The sequence below is a fragment of the Marinobacter sp. GH_1 genome (assembly GCF_048595985.1).
Classification (GTDB): domain Bacteria; phylum Pseudomonadota; class Gammaproteobacteria; order Pseudomonadales; family Oleiphilaceae; genus Marinobacter; species Marinobacter shengliensis.
Genome location: NZ_CP184460.1, coordinates 1881572 through 1895659 on the forward strand (window position 1 = coordinate 1881572; position 14088 = coordinate 1895659).

At 57.4% G+C, this 14088-nt stretch carries 15 protein-coding genes; 3 read left to right on the forward strand and 12 right to left on the reverse strand.

Annotated elements, in window-relative coordinates; all coding sequences use genetic code 11:
• Positions 1 to 3 precede the first annotated feature (3 nt).
• The 7 genes from ACNSOI_RS08605 to ACNSOI_RS08635 form a co-directional block, all read right to left on the reverse strand.
• Positions 4 to 1155, reverse strand: coding sequence for a JmjC domain-containing protein (locus ACNSOI_RS08605; RefSeq protein ID WP_420195583.1), 1152 nt, complete (start codon positions 1153 to 1155; stop codon positions 4 to 6).
• 14 nt (positions 1156 to 1169) lie between these two features.
• Entirely contained in the window at positions 1170 to 2537 is a 1368-nt protein-coding gene (gene purB, locus ACNSOI_RS08610; protein WP_061330990.1) for an adenylosuccinate lyase, read from the reverse strand.
• A gap of 81 nt (positions 2538 to 2618) precedes the next feature.
• Positions 2619 to 3239: a high frequency lysogenization protein HflD gene (gene hflD / locus ACNSOI_RS08615; protein ID WP_058089547.1), complete on the reverse strand. Its 621-nt coding sequence runs from the start codon at positions 3237 to 3239 to the stop codon at positions 2619 to 2621.
• Positions 3236 to 4414 (reverse strand): tRNA 2-thiouridine(34) synthase MnmA, encoded by a 1179-nt coding sequence (gene mnmA / locus ACNSOI_RS08620; protein ID WP_106695567.1) that lies wholly within the window; start codon positions 4412 to 4414, stop codon positions 3236 to 3238. The genes hflD and mnmA overlap by 4 nt, the downstream gene beginning before the upstream one ends.
• 50 nt (positions 4415 to 4464) lie before the next feature.
• Entirely contained in the window at positions 4465 to 4914 is a 450-nt protein-coding gene (locus ACNSOI_RS08625) for an NUDIX hydrolase (RefSeq protein ID WP_420195584.1), read from the reverse strand.
• Positions 4915 to 4916: 2 nt separating this feature from the next.
• On the reverse strand, positions 4917 to 5546 hold the full coding sequence (locus tag ACNSOI_RS08630; RefSeq protein ID WP_420195585.1) for a pseudouridine synthase: 630 nt from the start codon (positions 5544 to 5546) through the stop codon (positions 4917 to 4919).
• A gap of 132 nt (positions 5547 to 5678) precedes the next feature.
• Positions 5679 to 5990 carry a cold shock domain-containing protein gene (locus tag ACNSOI_RS08635; protein WP_420195586.1) on the reverse strand — a complete coding sequence of 104 codons (312 nt, stop codon included), beginning with the start codon at positions 5988 to 5990 and terminating at the stop codon, positions 5679 to 5681.
• A 344-nt stretch (positions 5991 to 6334) separates the two neighbouring features.
• Between ACNSOI_RS08635 and clpS the strand changes: the two genes are divergently transcribed.
• The 3 genes from clpS to ACNSOI_RS08650 all read left to right on the forward strand — a co-directional run bounded on the left by clpS (position 6335) and on the right by ACNSOI_RS08650 (position 10246).
• Entirely contained in the window at positions 6335 to 6694 is a 360-nt protein-coding gene (gene clpS / locus ACNSOI_RS08640; RefSeq protein WP_061330994.1) for an ATP-dependent Clp protease adapter ClpS, read from the forward strand.
• Positions 6695 to 6712: 18 nt separating this feature from the next.
• Positions 6713 to 8983, forward strand: coding sequence for an ATP-dependent Clp protease ATP-binding subunit ClpA (clpA, locus tag ACNSOI_RS08645; RefSeq protein WP_420195587.1), 2271 nt, complete (start codon positions 6713 to 6715; stop codon positions 8981 to 8983).
• 213 nt (positions 8984 to 9196) lie between these two features.
• Complete coding sequence (locus ACNSOI_RS08650; RefSeq protein WP_230712466.1) at positions 9197 to 10246, forward strand: putative solute-binding protein; 1050 nt, start codon at positions 9197 to 9199, stop codon at positions 10244 to 10246.
• A 78-nt stretch (positions 10247 to 10324) separates the two neighbouring features.
• Here ACNSOI_RS08650 and infA read toward each other — a convergent pair whose 3' ends face one another.
• The 5 genes from infA to ACNSOI_RS08675 all read right to left on the reverse strand — a co-directional run bounded on the left by infA (position 10325) and on the right by ACNSOI_RS08675 (position 14086).
• Entirely contained in the window at positions 10325 to 10543 is a 219-nt protein-coding gene (gene infA, locus ACNSOI_RS08655; protein ID WP_058089554.1) for a translation initiation factor IF-1, read from the reverse strand.
• Between the two features lie 81 nt (positions 10544 to 10624).
• Positions 10625 to 11338, reverse strand: coding sequence for an arginyltransferase (locus ACNSOI_RS08660; protein WP_061330995.1), 714 nt, complete (start codon positions 11336 to 11338; stop codon positions 10625 to 10627).
• Entirely contained in the window at positions 11339 to 12052 is a 714-nt protein-coding gene (aat, locus tag ACNSOI_RS08665; RefSeq protein WP_106695569.1) for a leucyl/phenylalanyl-tRNA--protein transferase, read from the reverse strand. It abuts the gene before it with no gap.
• Positions 12053 to 12068: 16 nt separating this feature from the next.
• Positions 12069 to 13022: a thioredoxin-disulfide reductase gene (gene trxB / locus ACNSOI_RS08670; protein WP_061330997.1), complete on the reverse strand. Its 954-nt coding sequence runs from the start codon at positions 13020 to 13022 to the stop codon at positions 12069 to 12071.
• Between the two features lie 152 nt (positions 13023 to 13174).
• Complete coding sequence (locus tag ACNSOI_RS08675) at positions 13175 to 14086, reverse strand: AAA family ATPase (protein ID WP_061330998.1); 912 nt, start codon at positions 14084 to 14086, stop codon at positions 13175 to 13177.
• Positions 14087 to 14088 lie beyond the last annotated feature (2 nt).

The window sequence follows — 14088 nt, forward strand, 5'->3', positions numbered from 1 at the left end:
GGCTTACTCAAAGTACACCGAGCCCTGGTTGTATAGGTTCGTGAGCAGGCCAAGCAAGGCCTCGTCGCCGGCGAATTCTACCAGAGCGCCCATGTTGATCCGGGCGCCGGCACAGAGCAGCGATGCCAGTGGCCGGGCATCGCCTTTCAGGAGGTATTGCTCGCCATCCACAAACAGGGCAGTTTCACTGTCCAGTTCATGATAGGCGAAGCGGGAACCCTCATTCCAGCGCAGTTGCTCGCCGGTGCGGATGGCTTCAGCAAGATCTTCTGCTTCTGCGGGTTCATCCGCCGGCACCACGATATCCATGCTCTTGGGGGCGGTGGCGAACTGGCCGAACCACAGGGCCAGGTTTCGGCGATCGCCCAGTTGCTCACGGATGACAGTATCCAGGCGGTTGATCACTTCCGGGCCGATGGTGCCGGGGTTGTCCTGTACTCGAAGGTCCGGGTCGTCCAGGTGCTCAGCAGCTTTTTCTTTCTGGCTGAGAAAATCGGTAAAGCTGGTGAGAATGTCATCGATGGTCGGAGCGCGAAAACCAACCGACAGGGTGATGCAGTCGTCTTCCGCTACTCCGTGGTGGCCGATACCCGGGGGCAGGTACAGCATGTCACCCGGGGCCAGGGTGACGGTTTCCTCGCCATCCCAGCTGCTCAGGATACGCAGTGGGGTGCCTTCTACTCTCGGCGAGGTATGGTCACAGTGGCCGCCGAACGTCCAGCGCCGGTGGCCCTGAGCCTGCAGCAGGAAGACATCATACATGTCGTAGTGGGGGCCAACGCTGCCACCTTTCGGGGCGTAGCTGGCCATGATGTCATCCAGACGCCAGTTGGGAATGAAGCGGAAGTTGTCGAGCAGGTCGGCAATCTCCGGTACCCAGTGGTCCAGGCCCTGAACCAGTAAGGTCCAGTCCTGTTCCGGCAAGTCACTGAAGCGGTCCGGGTTGAAAGGACCGTTGTGCAGTTGCCAGGGTTTACCGGCATCGTTCTCGATCACGATGCGAGATTCTACTGCTTCCTCACAGGCTAGCCCGGCCAGTTCGTCCGGACTGACCGGACACCGGAAGCCGGGAAATGCCTGACGGATAACCAGCGGCTTCTTCTGCCAGTAGTCCCGCAGAAATTCAGAAGCTGTCAGTCCGCCAAGCATGTCCATGGTGTTGCTCCAGGTTAAATATTGCCGGCCTGTTCGACGGCATTACCAATGTAGGTATCCGGTGTCAGGGCGCGCAGTTCGGCCTTGGCGTGCTCCGGAATATCCAGTGTTTCGACGAAATTCTTGATGACTTCCGGGCTCATGGCTTTGCCACGGGTCAAGTCTTTGAGCTTTTCGTAGGGTTTTTCGATGTTGTAACGGCGCATCACGGTCTGGATCGGCTCGGCCAGCACTTCCCAGGCGTTGTTCAGGTCTTCGTTGAGGCGGGCCGGGTTGATTTCCAGTTTGCTCAGGCCCTTCAGGGTAGCCTCATAGGCAATCAGGCTGTGAGCAAAGCCCACGCCCAGATTACGCAGCACTGTGGAGTCGGTCAGGTCACGCTGCCAGCGGGAGATTGGCAGCTTGGCAGACAGGTGGCTGAAGAGCGCGTTGGCGATGCCCAGGTTGCCCTCGGAGTTCTCGAAGTCGATGGGGTTTACCTTGTGGGGCATGGTGGAGGAGCCAATCTCGCCGGCCACTGTCTTCTGTTTGAAGTAGCCCAGGGAGATGTAACCCCAGATGTCCCGGTCCAGATCGATCAGGATGGTATTGAAGCGGGCAATGGCGTCATACAGTTCGGCGATGTAGTCGTGGGGCTCGATCTGAGTGGTGTACGGGTTCCAGTCCAGGCCCAGGCTCTCAATGAACTCTTCGGCGTTGGCTGCCCAGTCCACATCCGGATAGGCGGACAGATGGGCGTTGTAGTTGCCGACCGCACCGTTGATCTTGCCCATGATTTCCACTTCGCGGATTTGCATCAACTGGCGACGCAGGCGATACACCACGTTGGCCAGTTCCTTGCCGACGGTGGTGGGAGACGCGGTTTGTCCGTGGGTGCGGGACAGCATGGGCTGTTCGGCATGTTCCTTGGCCAACTCGGCCAGTTTGTCGACGACTTTGTCCATGGCCGGCAACAGGCCGTGGTCCAGGCCTTCGCGCAGCATCAGCCCGTGAGACAGGTTGTTGATGTCTTCGGAAGTGCAGGCAAAGTGGACGAATTCGGTCACCGCGTGCAGCTCGGGCACATCGGCGATCTTTTCTTTGATCAGGTACTCGACCGCTTTGACATCGTGGTTGGTGGTGCGTTCGATGTCCTTGATGCGCTCGGCGTCAGCCAGGCTGAATTCGCTGACCATTTTGTCCAGGAAGGCGTTGGCTTCGTCGGAGAATGCTGGCACTTCGGTAATGGCCGGGTGAGCGGCCAGTTTCTGCAACCAGCGGATTTCGACGGTTACCCGGTTACGGATCAGGCCGTATTCACTGAAGATGCTGCGAAATACGCTGACTTTACTGCCGTAGCGGCCATCGACCGGGGAAATGGCGGTCAGGGCGGTGAGTTCCATCGAAAACCTCTCAGTTCATCAAAGAAAAATCGGATCGGAAATATATGAAGGCGCTAATGATACACCAGAGGGCGCTGCGAATCAGCGCAGCAACTCCCGGGCGTGCATGATGACCTTTTTGCGTTTGAAGATCAGCTGCCAGCGGTGGCCGCCGCTCTGACGCCAGAGCACTGCCGAGCGGATACCAGCCAGCAACAGGGCGCGGACCTTCGCTGCATTTTCTTCCCGCTGCAGCACCTGTGGGTTGCCGCTGACCTGAATGCGTAGGCGGAACGTGCTGATGGTGTCTGTGTAAATGGACGCCAGATTGCCGATCAGGTTGCTGTGGGTGTATCCGAAGTGGCTGGCGGTATGCCGTGCCTGTTCAATCCGGCTGCCAATCACATCGAGCATGTCGCCGTCGCGTTTGAGTTTGGACTCAAGATGAACGAGGTTCAGCACGTATCGCAATATCTCGACGTCCTGTGGGCGGCTCTGTTGCGCCAGTGAGGTAGACAGGGCCTCCAGGCCTTCACGGATGTCGGACAATTCGCCCCCGTAAACATCCAGGGTGGACGCTGGATCGGTGGCGAACAGAGAGCGTATGCAGGTTTCCAGGGACTCGTCGCTACAGCTGCCATTATGGGCAATCTGCCGCACCAGTGCTGCTGCCTGGAACAGGCCAGCCAACGCCAGGGTCTGGTCGTGCAGGGATTTGCTCATGCGCGGGCCCCTGCATCGACAGTTAGCTCCAGCCGTGATGGCAGCGCTTCGCCATCCCGCCAGGTGTGTTCGATCACGCCGCCGCCCAGGCAGACATCGCCCTGATAGAACACCACTGACTGGCCGGGGGTGACGGCCCGCTGGGCATCGTCAAAGACCACTTTGACGCCGCCTTCGATAACGGTCACTTCGCAGTCCTGATCTGGCTGGCGATAGCGGGTTTTTGCTTTGCAGCGGAAGCTCTGGGCGGGCGGCTCACCGGCCACCCAGTCAATGGCGCCAGACACAAGGCCGCGGGAAAACAACAGTGGGTGGTTCTTGCCCTGAACGGCAATCAGTACATTGCGGGACAGGTTTTTTTCAGCCACATACCAGGGCTCGTCACCAAATTCCGCGAGGCCGCCGATACCCAGCCCCTGGCGCTGGCCAATGGTGTGATACATCAGGCCCTGATGTTTGCCGATCACTTTGCCATCCGGTGTTTCGATGTCGCCGGGCTGGGCCGGCAGGTACTGTTTCAGGAAGTCGGTGAACTTGCGCTCGCCGATGAAGCAGATACCGGTAGAATCTTTTTTGTCGTGGGTAACAAAGCCTTGTTCCTCGGCAATACGGCGAACTTCCGGTTTTTCCAGCTCTCCTACCGGGAACAGGGTGCGCGCAATACGGTCACCAGACACCGCGTGCAGGAAGTAGCTCTGATCCTTGTTGGGGTCCAGACCCTTCAGCAGTTGAGCCTTTCCAGTGCCATCATTAAGAGGGCGCTGGCGGGTGTAGTGGCCGGTAGCGATGTAGTCGGCACCCAGGGTGACGGCATAATCCAGAAACGCCCGGAATTTCACTTCCTTATTGCACAGGATGTCCGGGTTGGGGGTGCGCCCTGCGCTGTATTCTGACAGAAAGTGCTCAAACACCCGGTCCCAGTATTCAGCCGCAAAACTGGCGGTGTGCAGCTTGATACCAATGGCATCCGCCACTGCCTGGGCATCGGCGAGGTCGGTCATGGCGGTGCAGTACTCAGTACCGTCGTCTTCATCCCAGTTTTTCATGAACAGGCCTTCCACCTGGTAGCCCTGGTCTTTCAACAGCCAGGCGGCAACAGAGGAGTCCACGCCGCCGGACATGCCGACAATCACGCGGGTGTTCTTGGGAGTACTGGAGTCAGGATTCTGGATCATGAGCCTTTCGGTAGCCGGTTGAAAACGGCGATTTTATCATCTTGTGGTGATTACGTCTGGTCATCCACCACTACATCAAGGGGGAATTGCCGGCCATTTCGGTAATCCTCGATACAGCGCAGCACCAAAGGGCTGCGGAGCTTGTCGCCGAGTCCCCGAATTTCTTCAATGCTGAGCCAGTGCGGCTGAATAATGCCGGTGTCCAGCTCCGTGGTGACCTGCTTTGTCGCGCGGGCGGCGTAGCAAAAGCGGTGATAGGTAACGCCGTTGGCCAGTGCTTTATAAGTGTATACGCCCAAAAAGAACTGAGGCTCTACTTCCCAGCCGGTCTCTTCCAGGGTTTCACGGCGCACCGCATCCAGCACGGCTTCGTTCTCTTCGATGTGGCCTGCTGGCTGATTGAAAACCACTTTGCCGTTGCTGACTTCCTCAACCAGCAGGAATTGGCCCTGCTCGTTTTCGACCACGACGGCGACAGTGGCATGGGGTTTCCAGGTCATGGTTAACGAGGTCTCCTGTGTCTGACCGGCTGGGATTTCGGGCGGCCGGGTTTCGGTTTGCCGGTTGCCGGGCTGTCAGGCAGGTGCACGGTCTCAAGCCGATACTGCCCGGGCTCGAGATTGTCGAGTGTCCAGTCACCAATCCGGTACCGAATAAGTCTAAGGGTAGGGTAGCCAACGGCTGCTGTCATGCGCCGTACCTGGCGGTTACGGCCTTCGGTGATGGTGAGCTCAAGCCAGCTGGTCGGAATGGTTTCCCGGTGCCGGACTGGCGGAACCCTGGGCCAGACGGTCGGTTCGTTCATTCGGCGGGCTGTAGCGGGCCGGGTTAACCCATCTTTCAGCTTGATACCCTGACAAAGCTGCTCAATGGCCTGCTGGGAAATCTCACCATCCACCTGAACCCAGTAGGTTTTTGGCATTTTGTTGTCAGGTGCGGCAATTCGATGTTGCAGGGGGCCGTGATTGGTCAGCAGAAGCAAGCCTTCAGAGTCGTAGTCCAACCGGCCAGCGGGGTAGAAGCCGGGTTTCTTGATCCAGTCGGCAAGTGTTGCGCGGGGGTTGTTCTGGCGTTCGTCGGTGAACTGACTTAATACCTGAAATGGCTTGTTGAAAAGAATCAGCTCCGCCATGCACGGGGTCCTGTCTCGCTAACGGGTGCTCGAAAGCGGCAAGCGTAAAGGATAAAACCCTGTGAAAAAAGCATAAAAAAACGTACCTGCCAGGTGAACTGGCAGGTGAGAGTGATTGGCCAAGGCGCCTTCTCAGGCGTTAACGGCTCTGGGCGGATACCCGTCCCGTCCTGACGACGCTTCCCCGGAGGACTGTTCAGACTGCTGAGCCCCAATCTCCGAGGGCTGTTTTGCCTGGGTTTCGTCAGGAACGATATTGACGGCATGCACCCCTTTATCGCTGGGCTTTTTCTCAAAGGTGACCGCCTGGCCAGCTTTCAGCGTTTTGTAGCCGTCCATTTGCACCGAAGAGAAGTGGGCGAACAGGTCATCGCTGCAGCCGTCTTCGATGATAAAGCCGTATCCCTTGGCGTTGTTGAACCATTTGACCTTGCCTCTAGGCATGATGAACTCCCCTGTTCCTTTGCTGTCACTCTTATTATTGGAATTGCTGCCTGAGACCCGGACGGGCCGGGTCATAAATGGTGCGATTCGGCATGGCAGGTGTCGCTTGCTGTTACATGCCGGTTGCGCAGGTTTACATTATTTTACAATGCACCTTAACTGTCGGCCAAACCCGGGCTCGAGTCAAGGGGCAGTAGTCGCCGAATGAGTGGTTCAACAAGGTCCGGAAGCGGTATCATGTCCGTATTGATAAATAACTCACGCTTGAACCGGGCTTTCGCTTGAAAACCGGGTTGCGGGCAACCACATTTAGTCAGGAAACCGAATAACCGGTAAACAGAACCATGCGGACAATTGAGAATTCTCTACTAGTATTTAATCAGGGGGAGGACGAACAGCCCGGGCGTCATGAAGGTGTTAGTGTTGCGCCCGAGAAGCCAGCTCTGAAGCGCCCGGCCCGGTATCGGGTTGTGCTCCTGAACGATGACTACACACCCATGGATTTCGTGGTGGATGTACTGATGAAGTTCTTCGGAATGAACGAAGAAAAGGCGACGCAGGTGATGCTGCTCGTCCATACGCAGGGAAAAGCCGTATGTGGGGTATATACCCGTGACATCGCGGAAACAAAGGCGGCACAGGTGAACCAGTATTCTTCGGAATGCGAGCATCCGCTCCTTTGCGAGATTGAACGTGCGGACTGATAGACGGCGGGGTGGCCCATGCTGAGCAAAGATCTTGAAATTACGCTGAATACGGCCTTCAAAAATGCCCGTGATAAGCGCCATGAATTCATGACGGTCGAGCATTTGTTGCTGGCTCTCCTCGATAACGAATCGGCGGTGGGTGTCCTCAAAGCCTGTGGTGCAGATCTCAAGCGCCTTGAAGATGAACTGGTCGAATTTGTCGACTCCACTACACCATTAATTCCAAGCACAGACAGCGAGCGTGAAACCCAGCCAACGCTGGGATTCCAGCGCGTGCTGCAGCGAGCGGTATTCCACGTCCAGTCCTCTGGCAAGAAAGAGGTGACCGGTGCCAATGTACTGGTGGCTATCTTCAGCGAGCAGGAGAGCCAGGCGGTATATGTCCTGAAGAAGCAGAGCATCGCCCGGATTGATGTGGTCAATTTCGTTTCCCACGGTATCTCCCGGGTTCAGGGCGCGGAAGACCAGGAAGGCGCGGACCATGCTGCCCATGAAGAGGCCGGCGAGGAAGGCTCCCAGTCCAGGCCGCTGGAAAGCTATGCCACCAATCTGAACGAGCAGGCCCGTCAGGGCCGCATCGACCCGTTGATTGGTCGTGAGCACGAAGTAGAGCGTGTGGTCCAGATACTGGTGCGCCGTCGCAAGAACAATCCGTTGTTGGTGGGCGAGGCCGGTGTTGGCAAGACCGCTATTGCCGAAGGACTGGCCAAGCGAATTGTGGATGGCCAGGTACCGGAGATCATTTCCGATGCGGTGGTGTATTCCCTGGATATGGGCGCCCTGCTGGCGGGCACCAAGTACCGGGGCGATTTTGAGAAGCGCCTGAAGGGCTTGCTGAGTGATCTGAAGAAGCAGAATCACGCCATTCTGTTTATTGACGAGATCCACACCATCATTGGAGCAGGTTCGGCCTCGGGCGGGGTGATGGATGCGTCCAACCTGCTCAAGCCCATGCTGAGCTCCGGGGAGTTGCGTTGTATCGGCTCCACCACCTTCCAGGAGTTCCGCGGCATCTTTGAGAAAGACAGTGCTCTGGCACGTCGCTTCCAGAAGATCGATGTGAACGAGCCAAGTGTCGAGGATACCTACCAGATTCTCAAAGGGCTGAAGCCGAGCTTCGAGAAGCACCACGACCTGAAGTACACCGACAAGGCGCTTCGGGTGGCTGCTGAGCTGGCGGACCGCTACATCACCGACAGGCATCTGCCAGACAAGGCCATCGATGTGATCGACGAAGCCGGCGCAAGGCAGCGCCTGCAGCCGGAAGACAAGCGCAAGAAGACCATTGATGTTACCGACATCGAAGACGTGGTCGCGAACATCGCCCGGATTCCGCCGAAGAACGTGTCCACCAGCGACAAGGGTCTGCTGCGTAACCTTGAGCGCGATCTGAAAATGGTGGTATTCGGACAAGACCCGGCCATCGAATCTCTGGCCACGGCGATCAAGCTGGCCCGTGCCGGCTTGAAAGCGCCGGAGAAACCGGAAGGCGCCTTCCTGTTTGCGGGCCCAACCGGGGTTGGTAAAACAGAAGTGACCAAACAGCTGGCGAAGGTGCTTGGCATAGAGCTGGTGCGGTTCGACATGTCTGAGTACATGGAGCGGCATACCGTGTCTCGGCTGATTGGTGCGCCTCCCGGTTATGTCGGCTATGACCAGGGTGGCCTGCTGACCGAGGCGGTTAACAAGCACCCGCACTGCGTGTTGTTACTGGATGAAATTGAAAAGGCGCACCCGGAAGTGTTCAACCTGCTGCTGCAGGTGATGGACCACGGTACCCTGACCGACAACAACGGTCGGAAGGCCGATTTCCGCCATGTGATTCTTGTGATGACCACCAACGCCGGTGCCGAGAGTATGGCTCGCCGTTCCATTGGCTTCAGCGAGCAGGACCACAGCACCGATGGCATGGAAGTGATCACCAAGACCTTCACGCCGGAGTTCCGTAACCGCCTGGATGGCATTATCCAGTTTGCCGACCTGCAGAAGGAAACGATCACCCACGTGGTCGACAAGTTCCTGACCGAACTTCAGGCCCAGCTGGACGAGAAGCACGTGGTGCTGCACGTGGACCATGCCGCTAAATCCTGGCTGGCAGAGAAGGGCTACGATGTCACCATGGGTGCCAGACCGATGGCTCGCCTGATTCAGGACAAGATCAAGCGGCCGCTGGCTGAGCAGATCCTGTTTGGCCGGTTGTCGGAGAAGGGCGGGGACGTGTTCATTCAGTTGAAGGACGATGAACTGGTCTTTGACTATGAGGACGAGCCAGCCGAAGCGGTTTGACCGCAATCGTTGGTAATGGAAGCCGCTGCCGGGCTATGTCCGGCAGCGGTTTTTTTGTGCGTGGGGCGCTGGCTGTTAACCGGTTGACCGAAGCAGGCCCCAGAGCCTGGCCGTGCTGTCAATCCATTTCAGGGCAACTTCTGTCAGTTTAAGGCAAAGAATGCGTGGCGATTTGCCACGGCTTGCCAATAACAACGATAAGGAAGCAGCCCAATGAGGACGTTCCGTCAATTTCCCCTTACCCTGGCAGTGATTTTTGGTCTGTTGGTGCTCCTGGTTCGCCCGGCACTGGCGGCTACCGAAAGAAAGCAGTTCTGCGTGTTTGATGTGGCCGGCGCTAACGGCTTTGTCTATCAGTTGCTTCGTGATTACCAGCGCGGCGCAGTCTCCGCAGGTACGTCTCTGGTGATGCAGCCCTACACAGATGAAGACCTGGCCATCAGGGACTTTCGCGAGGGCCAGTGTGACCTGGTGGCACTCACCGATATGGGGGTGCGGCATTTCAACGATTTTACCGGTTCGATCAGCGCCATCGGTGCTGTACCTTATTATGAAGACTTGCGGGTCTTGCTGCATGGTCTTGCCAGCCCGCGTATCGCGAGACACCTGAGCCAGGATGGCTATGAGGTGCTTGGTGTCGCGCCCATGGGCGCGGCTTACCTGTTCGTCAATGACCGGGCTATTAACCACGTTGAAGCGCTCAAGGGTAAACGCATCACGGTTTTTGAAGGCCACCATGATGCCCGACATATGGTGGAGTTTGTGGGTGCCGAGCCGGTGCCGGCGAAGATCTCGAACTTTGCCCGGGTTTTCAACTCAGGCCAGGCTGACATGAGCTATGCACCGGCAGCGGCCTGGGAAGTGCTTGAAATGTTCCGTGGGGCAGGCGATCGGGGTGGCATCATTCGCTACCCGGTCGGTCAGGTGACAATACAGCTGGTGGCGCGGGAAGGTGCATTCAGCCCCGAGTTTGTTCGGGAGTCCCGGAAACTGATGGCCCGGCTCTATCCGGATGCCATCAGGGTTATTCGCCAATTCGAGGACCGTATACCAAGTGATCGGTGGGTGGATATTGGTCCGGAGGACATGCGGGAGTATCAGGAAATGCTCAGGCAGGTACGCATAGATCTACTGTCGAATAAAGGGCAAGAGGCCCAGTTGGCCGCCGCTGTTTATCACGAAGACATGATGACGATTCTGCGCAAGATACGTTGTTATACAAACCCGGGTGCCATGGAATGCTCGGATCAGAACCGCGAATGATGGTCAGCGAACGCCCGACTTACCAGATCTAACAAAAAAGCCCCGCAGAAGCGGGGCTTTTCAGATGTCACTGGAGCATTAACGGGCGCGGTACACAATGCGGCCCTTGCTCAGGTCATAGGGAGTCAGCTCAACCTTGACCTTGTCGCCTGTCAGGATGCGGATGTAGTTCTTGCGCATTTTTCCTGAGATGTGAGCGGTTACAACGTGACCGTTGGCCAGCTCAACGCGGAACATGGTGTTGGGAAGGGTGTCGATAATAACCCCTTCCATTTCAATGACATCTGATTTCGCCATTCAGTAAAAACCTCGTTCGGGAATGCTTTCGGTGATTTTAAATTGCGCAATTCTGCCTGATTTCTTAACGTTTGGCAAAAATCAGTCCAATTGCATCTCTCGCCAGTGGCCGTCGCGCAGGGCTTCGATCGGGGTAAAGCGGGTTTTGTAGTTCATTTTCCGGCATTCTTTGATCCAGTACCCCAGATAAAGATGAGGCAATTCCCGCCGGCGGGCTTCTTCAATTTGCCAGAGCACGGCAAAGGTTCCCAGGCTCCGGTGTTCCAGTTCCGGGGCGAATATGGTGTAGATGGCCGACAGGCCATCATCCAGCAGATCCACGGCGGCCAGCCCCACCAGTTCACTGTCCAGGGAAATCTCCAGGAACCAGGAGTCTGTTGCCCCCTCTACCAGAAACGACATGAACTGCTCCCGGGAGGGTGGGTACATGTCTCCGTCCTCATGGCGTTCTTCTATATAGTGGGCATAGAGGCGATAGTAGCGCTCGCTGAAGGCGGCTGGCACCAGTCTGCAACTGAGGTCCTGGTTTTTGCGCAGCACCCGCCGTTGATTGCGATCAGGCTTGAACTCATCCACTTTCAGGCGAACAGGCACACAGGCATTGCAGTCTTCACAGTGGGGGCGGTAGTAATGTGAGCCGCTGCGACGAAAGCCAAGGGCGGTCAACTGGCTGTAGAGTTTCTTGTCGATGTGGGCCCGTGGGTCCACAAACATGGTGGTGGCTTCGCGGTCTGGCAGGTAGCTGCAATCATGGGCTGGTGTTGCAAAGAAAACCAGGGTTCTGAGGTTGCTCATTCATGCCTCCGGGCCGGGCCAGCGCCAGGTGAATGTCCAGTCTGGCTGATCCGCTTTCCGATCCACACATGCCCTGAGTATAGATAAAAATTCCGCCCGCGGGATAGCCCTGGCACCCATGCTCAGCAGGTGGCTGCTCTCAACCTGGCAGTCCATCATCTGGTAGCCCCAGACCGCCAGTTGGTTGGCAAGGTGTACCATGAGCACTTTGGAGGCATTGGTCTCCAGAGAAAACATCGACTCACCGAAGAAGCATCGCCCCAGGGCCAGGCCGTACATGCCGCCAGCCAGCTCGCCCTGTTGATTCCAGATTTCAATGGAGTGGGCGATGCCTTGCCGGTGCAGCCTGGTGTACGCGGTGACCATGTCATCGGTGATCCAGGTGCCCTCGGCACGGGTATTGGCGCAAAGGCGGATGATCCGGCTGAAACACTGATCGGCGGTGACCTCGAAACGACGCTGGTTCAGGGTGCGCCGCAGGCTACGGGAGATATGAATCTCGTTGGGGAAGAGCACGCACCGTGGGTTGGGCGACCACCAGAGGATGGGCTGGTCGTCACTGAACCAGGGAAAGATGCCGTTGCGATAAGCCAGCAACAGTCGCTCTGATGACAGGTCGCCACCCAGGGCCAGCAGGCCGTCCGGGTCGTCCAGTGCTTCGTCTGCCGGGGGGAACCAGAGCTGATCCGGGTCCAGCCAGGGTAGCGACGTCATGTTGCGATTACCTGGATCAGTCCTGTTGATCCAGGAATTTTTCAGCATCCAGGGCGGCCATGCAGCCAAAACCGGCAGAAGTAACCGCCTGGCGGTATACATGATCAGCCACGTCGCCGGCGGCAAACACGCCGGGAATGCTGGTTTGGGTTGCCATGCCATTGAGCCCGGAATTGATGCGGATGTAACCGTTATCCATCTCGAGCTGGCCTTCAAACAGGCCGGTGTTGGGCTTGTGGCCAATGGCGATGAAGACACCGGCCAGTTCCATATCCTGAGTGCTGCCGTCTTCCATGCTCCGGATGCGCATGCCGGTAACGCCGGTGCCATCGCCCAGAACTTCGTCCAACGTATGGTTCCAGACAATCTTCACATTGCCGTTTTCTGCTTTCTCGAACAGTTTATCCTGCAGGATCTTCTCGGCTCGCAGTTTGTCCCTGCGATGAACCAGGGTCACCTCGTCAGCGATGTTGGAGAGATACAAAGCCTCTTCCACTGCCGTATTGCCGCCACCAATCACCGCGACTTTCTGTTTCCGGTAGAAAAAACCATCGCATGTGGCGCAAGCCGACACGCCCTGACCTTTAAACTTCTCCTCGGATTCCAGCCCGAGATACATGGCAGATGCGCCTGTGGCGATAATCAGGGCGTCACAGGTGTACTCTCCGCCATCACCTTTCAGCCGGAACGGGCGGTTGTTCAGGTCAGCTTCGTTGATGGTGTCGTAGATAATGTTGGTTTCGAAGCGTTCAGCATGCATCTGCATGCGCTGCATCAGTTCCGGGCCCTGAACGCCATCGTTATCGCCCGGCCAGTTGTCCACATCGGTGGTGGTGGTGAGCTGACCGCCCACTTCAATACCGGTAATCAGTGTTGGGTTCAGGTTGGCGCGGGCTGCGTAGACGGCAGCGGTGTAGCCGGCCGGGCCGGAGCCAAGAATGATCAGTCGGGAGTGTCGGGTTTCGCTCATGGAATGCTCGCTGGTAATTAGGAGTCAGGTTCAGCCCGGCTGTGCGGACTGTTGATTAATTAAGAAGTCGAAAGGCTAACATGAAATAACCAGGCTGCCATTCGTTTCCGATAATGCGGCCAATTAAGCTTCGCTATATGGGCATTGCGGAATTATTCAAGTACTGAGACGGTGGTCAGCAGCTGCCGGACCCTTTCTTTGCTTTTGCCGGACTCTCCCTGCTCGAGGCGATGCTCGGCAACAGATGGGAAAACCGCCTGGATATCGTCTGGCAACACATGGTTGCGGCCTGCCATCAGTGCCCAGGCCTTGGCGGCCCGGAGCAGGCCGAGGCCAGCCCTCGGGGAAAGGCCATACAGCAGGCCGGGCATGCGACGGCTTTGTTCGAGCAGACGCTGGAGGTAATCCAGCAGGGCCGGGCTGGCAGTGACCTCGTCCACGGCACCTTGCAGTGCCTGCAGTTGGTCGTGGGGGAGGATGGCCTGGAGCCTGTCTGTTAGGGTCTTGCGATCCTCGCCTTCCAGCAGTTCCCGCTCGGCCTTCGGATCCGGATACCCCAGGCGCAGGCGCATCAGGAAGCGGTCAAGCTGGGATTCGGGCAGCGGAAAGGTGCCGCCCTGTTCGATAGGGTTCTGGGTGGCAATCACGAAAAACGGCGAGGGCAGTGGCCGGGTTTCGCCCTCAATGGACACCTGTCGCTCTTCCATGGCTTCCAGCAACGCGCTTTGAGTACGGGGCGAGGCCCGGTTGATCTCGTCTGCCAGTACAACCTGGGCAAAAATCGGGCCCGGATGAAATACCAGGCTGCCGGCCTGCTTGTCATACATGGAATAGCCCAGAACATCGGCGGGTAGCAGATCGTTGGTGAACTGGATGCGCTGATAACTCAGGCCCATGATCTTGGCCAGGGCGTGGGACAGGGTGGTTTTGCCCATCCCGGGAATGTCCTCGATCAGCAGGTGGCCGCGGGCCAGTAATCCACACAGAGCCAGCCGAACCTGGGTGTCCTTGCCCAACAGTATTTTGTTGAGCTCGGTAACAACGCTGTCCATCTTTTGTTTCATGC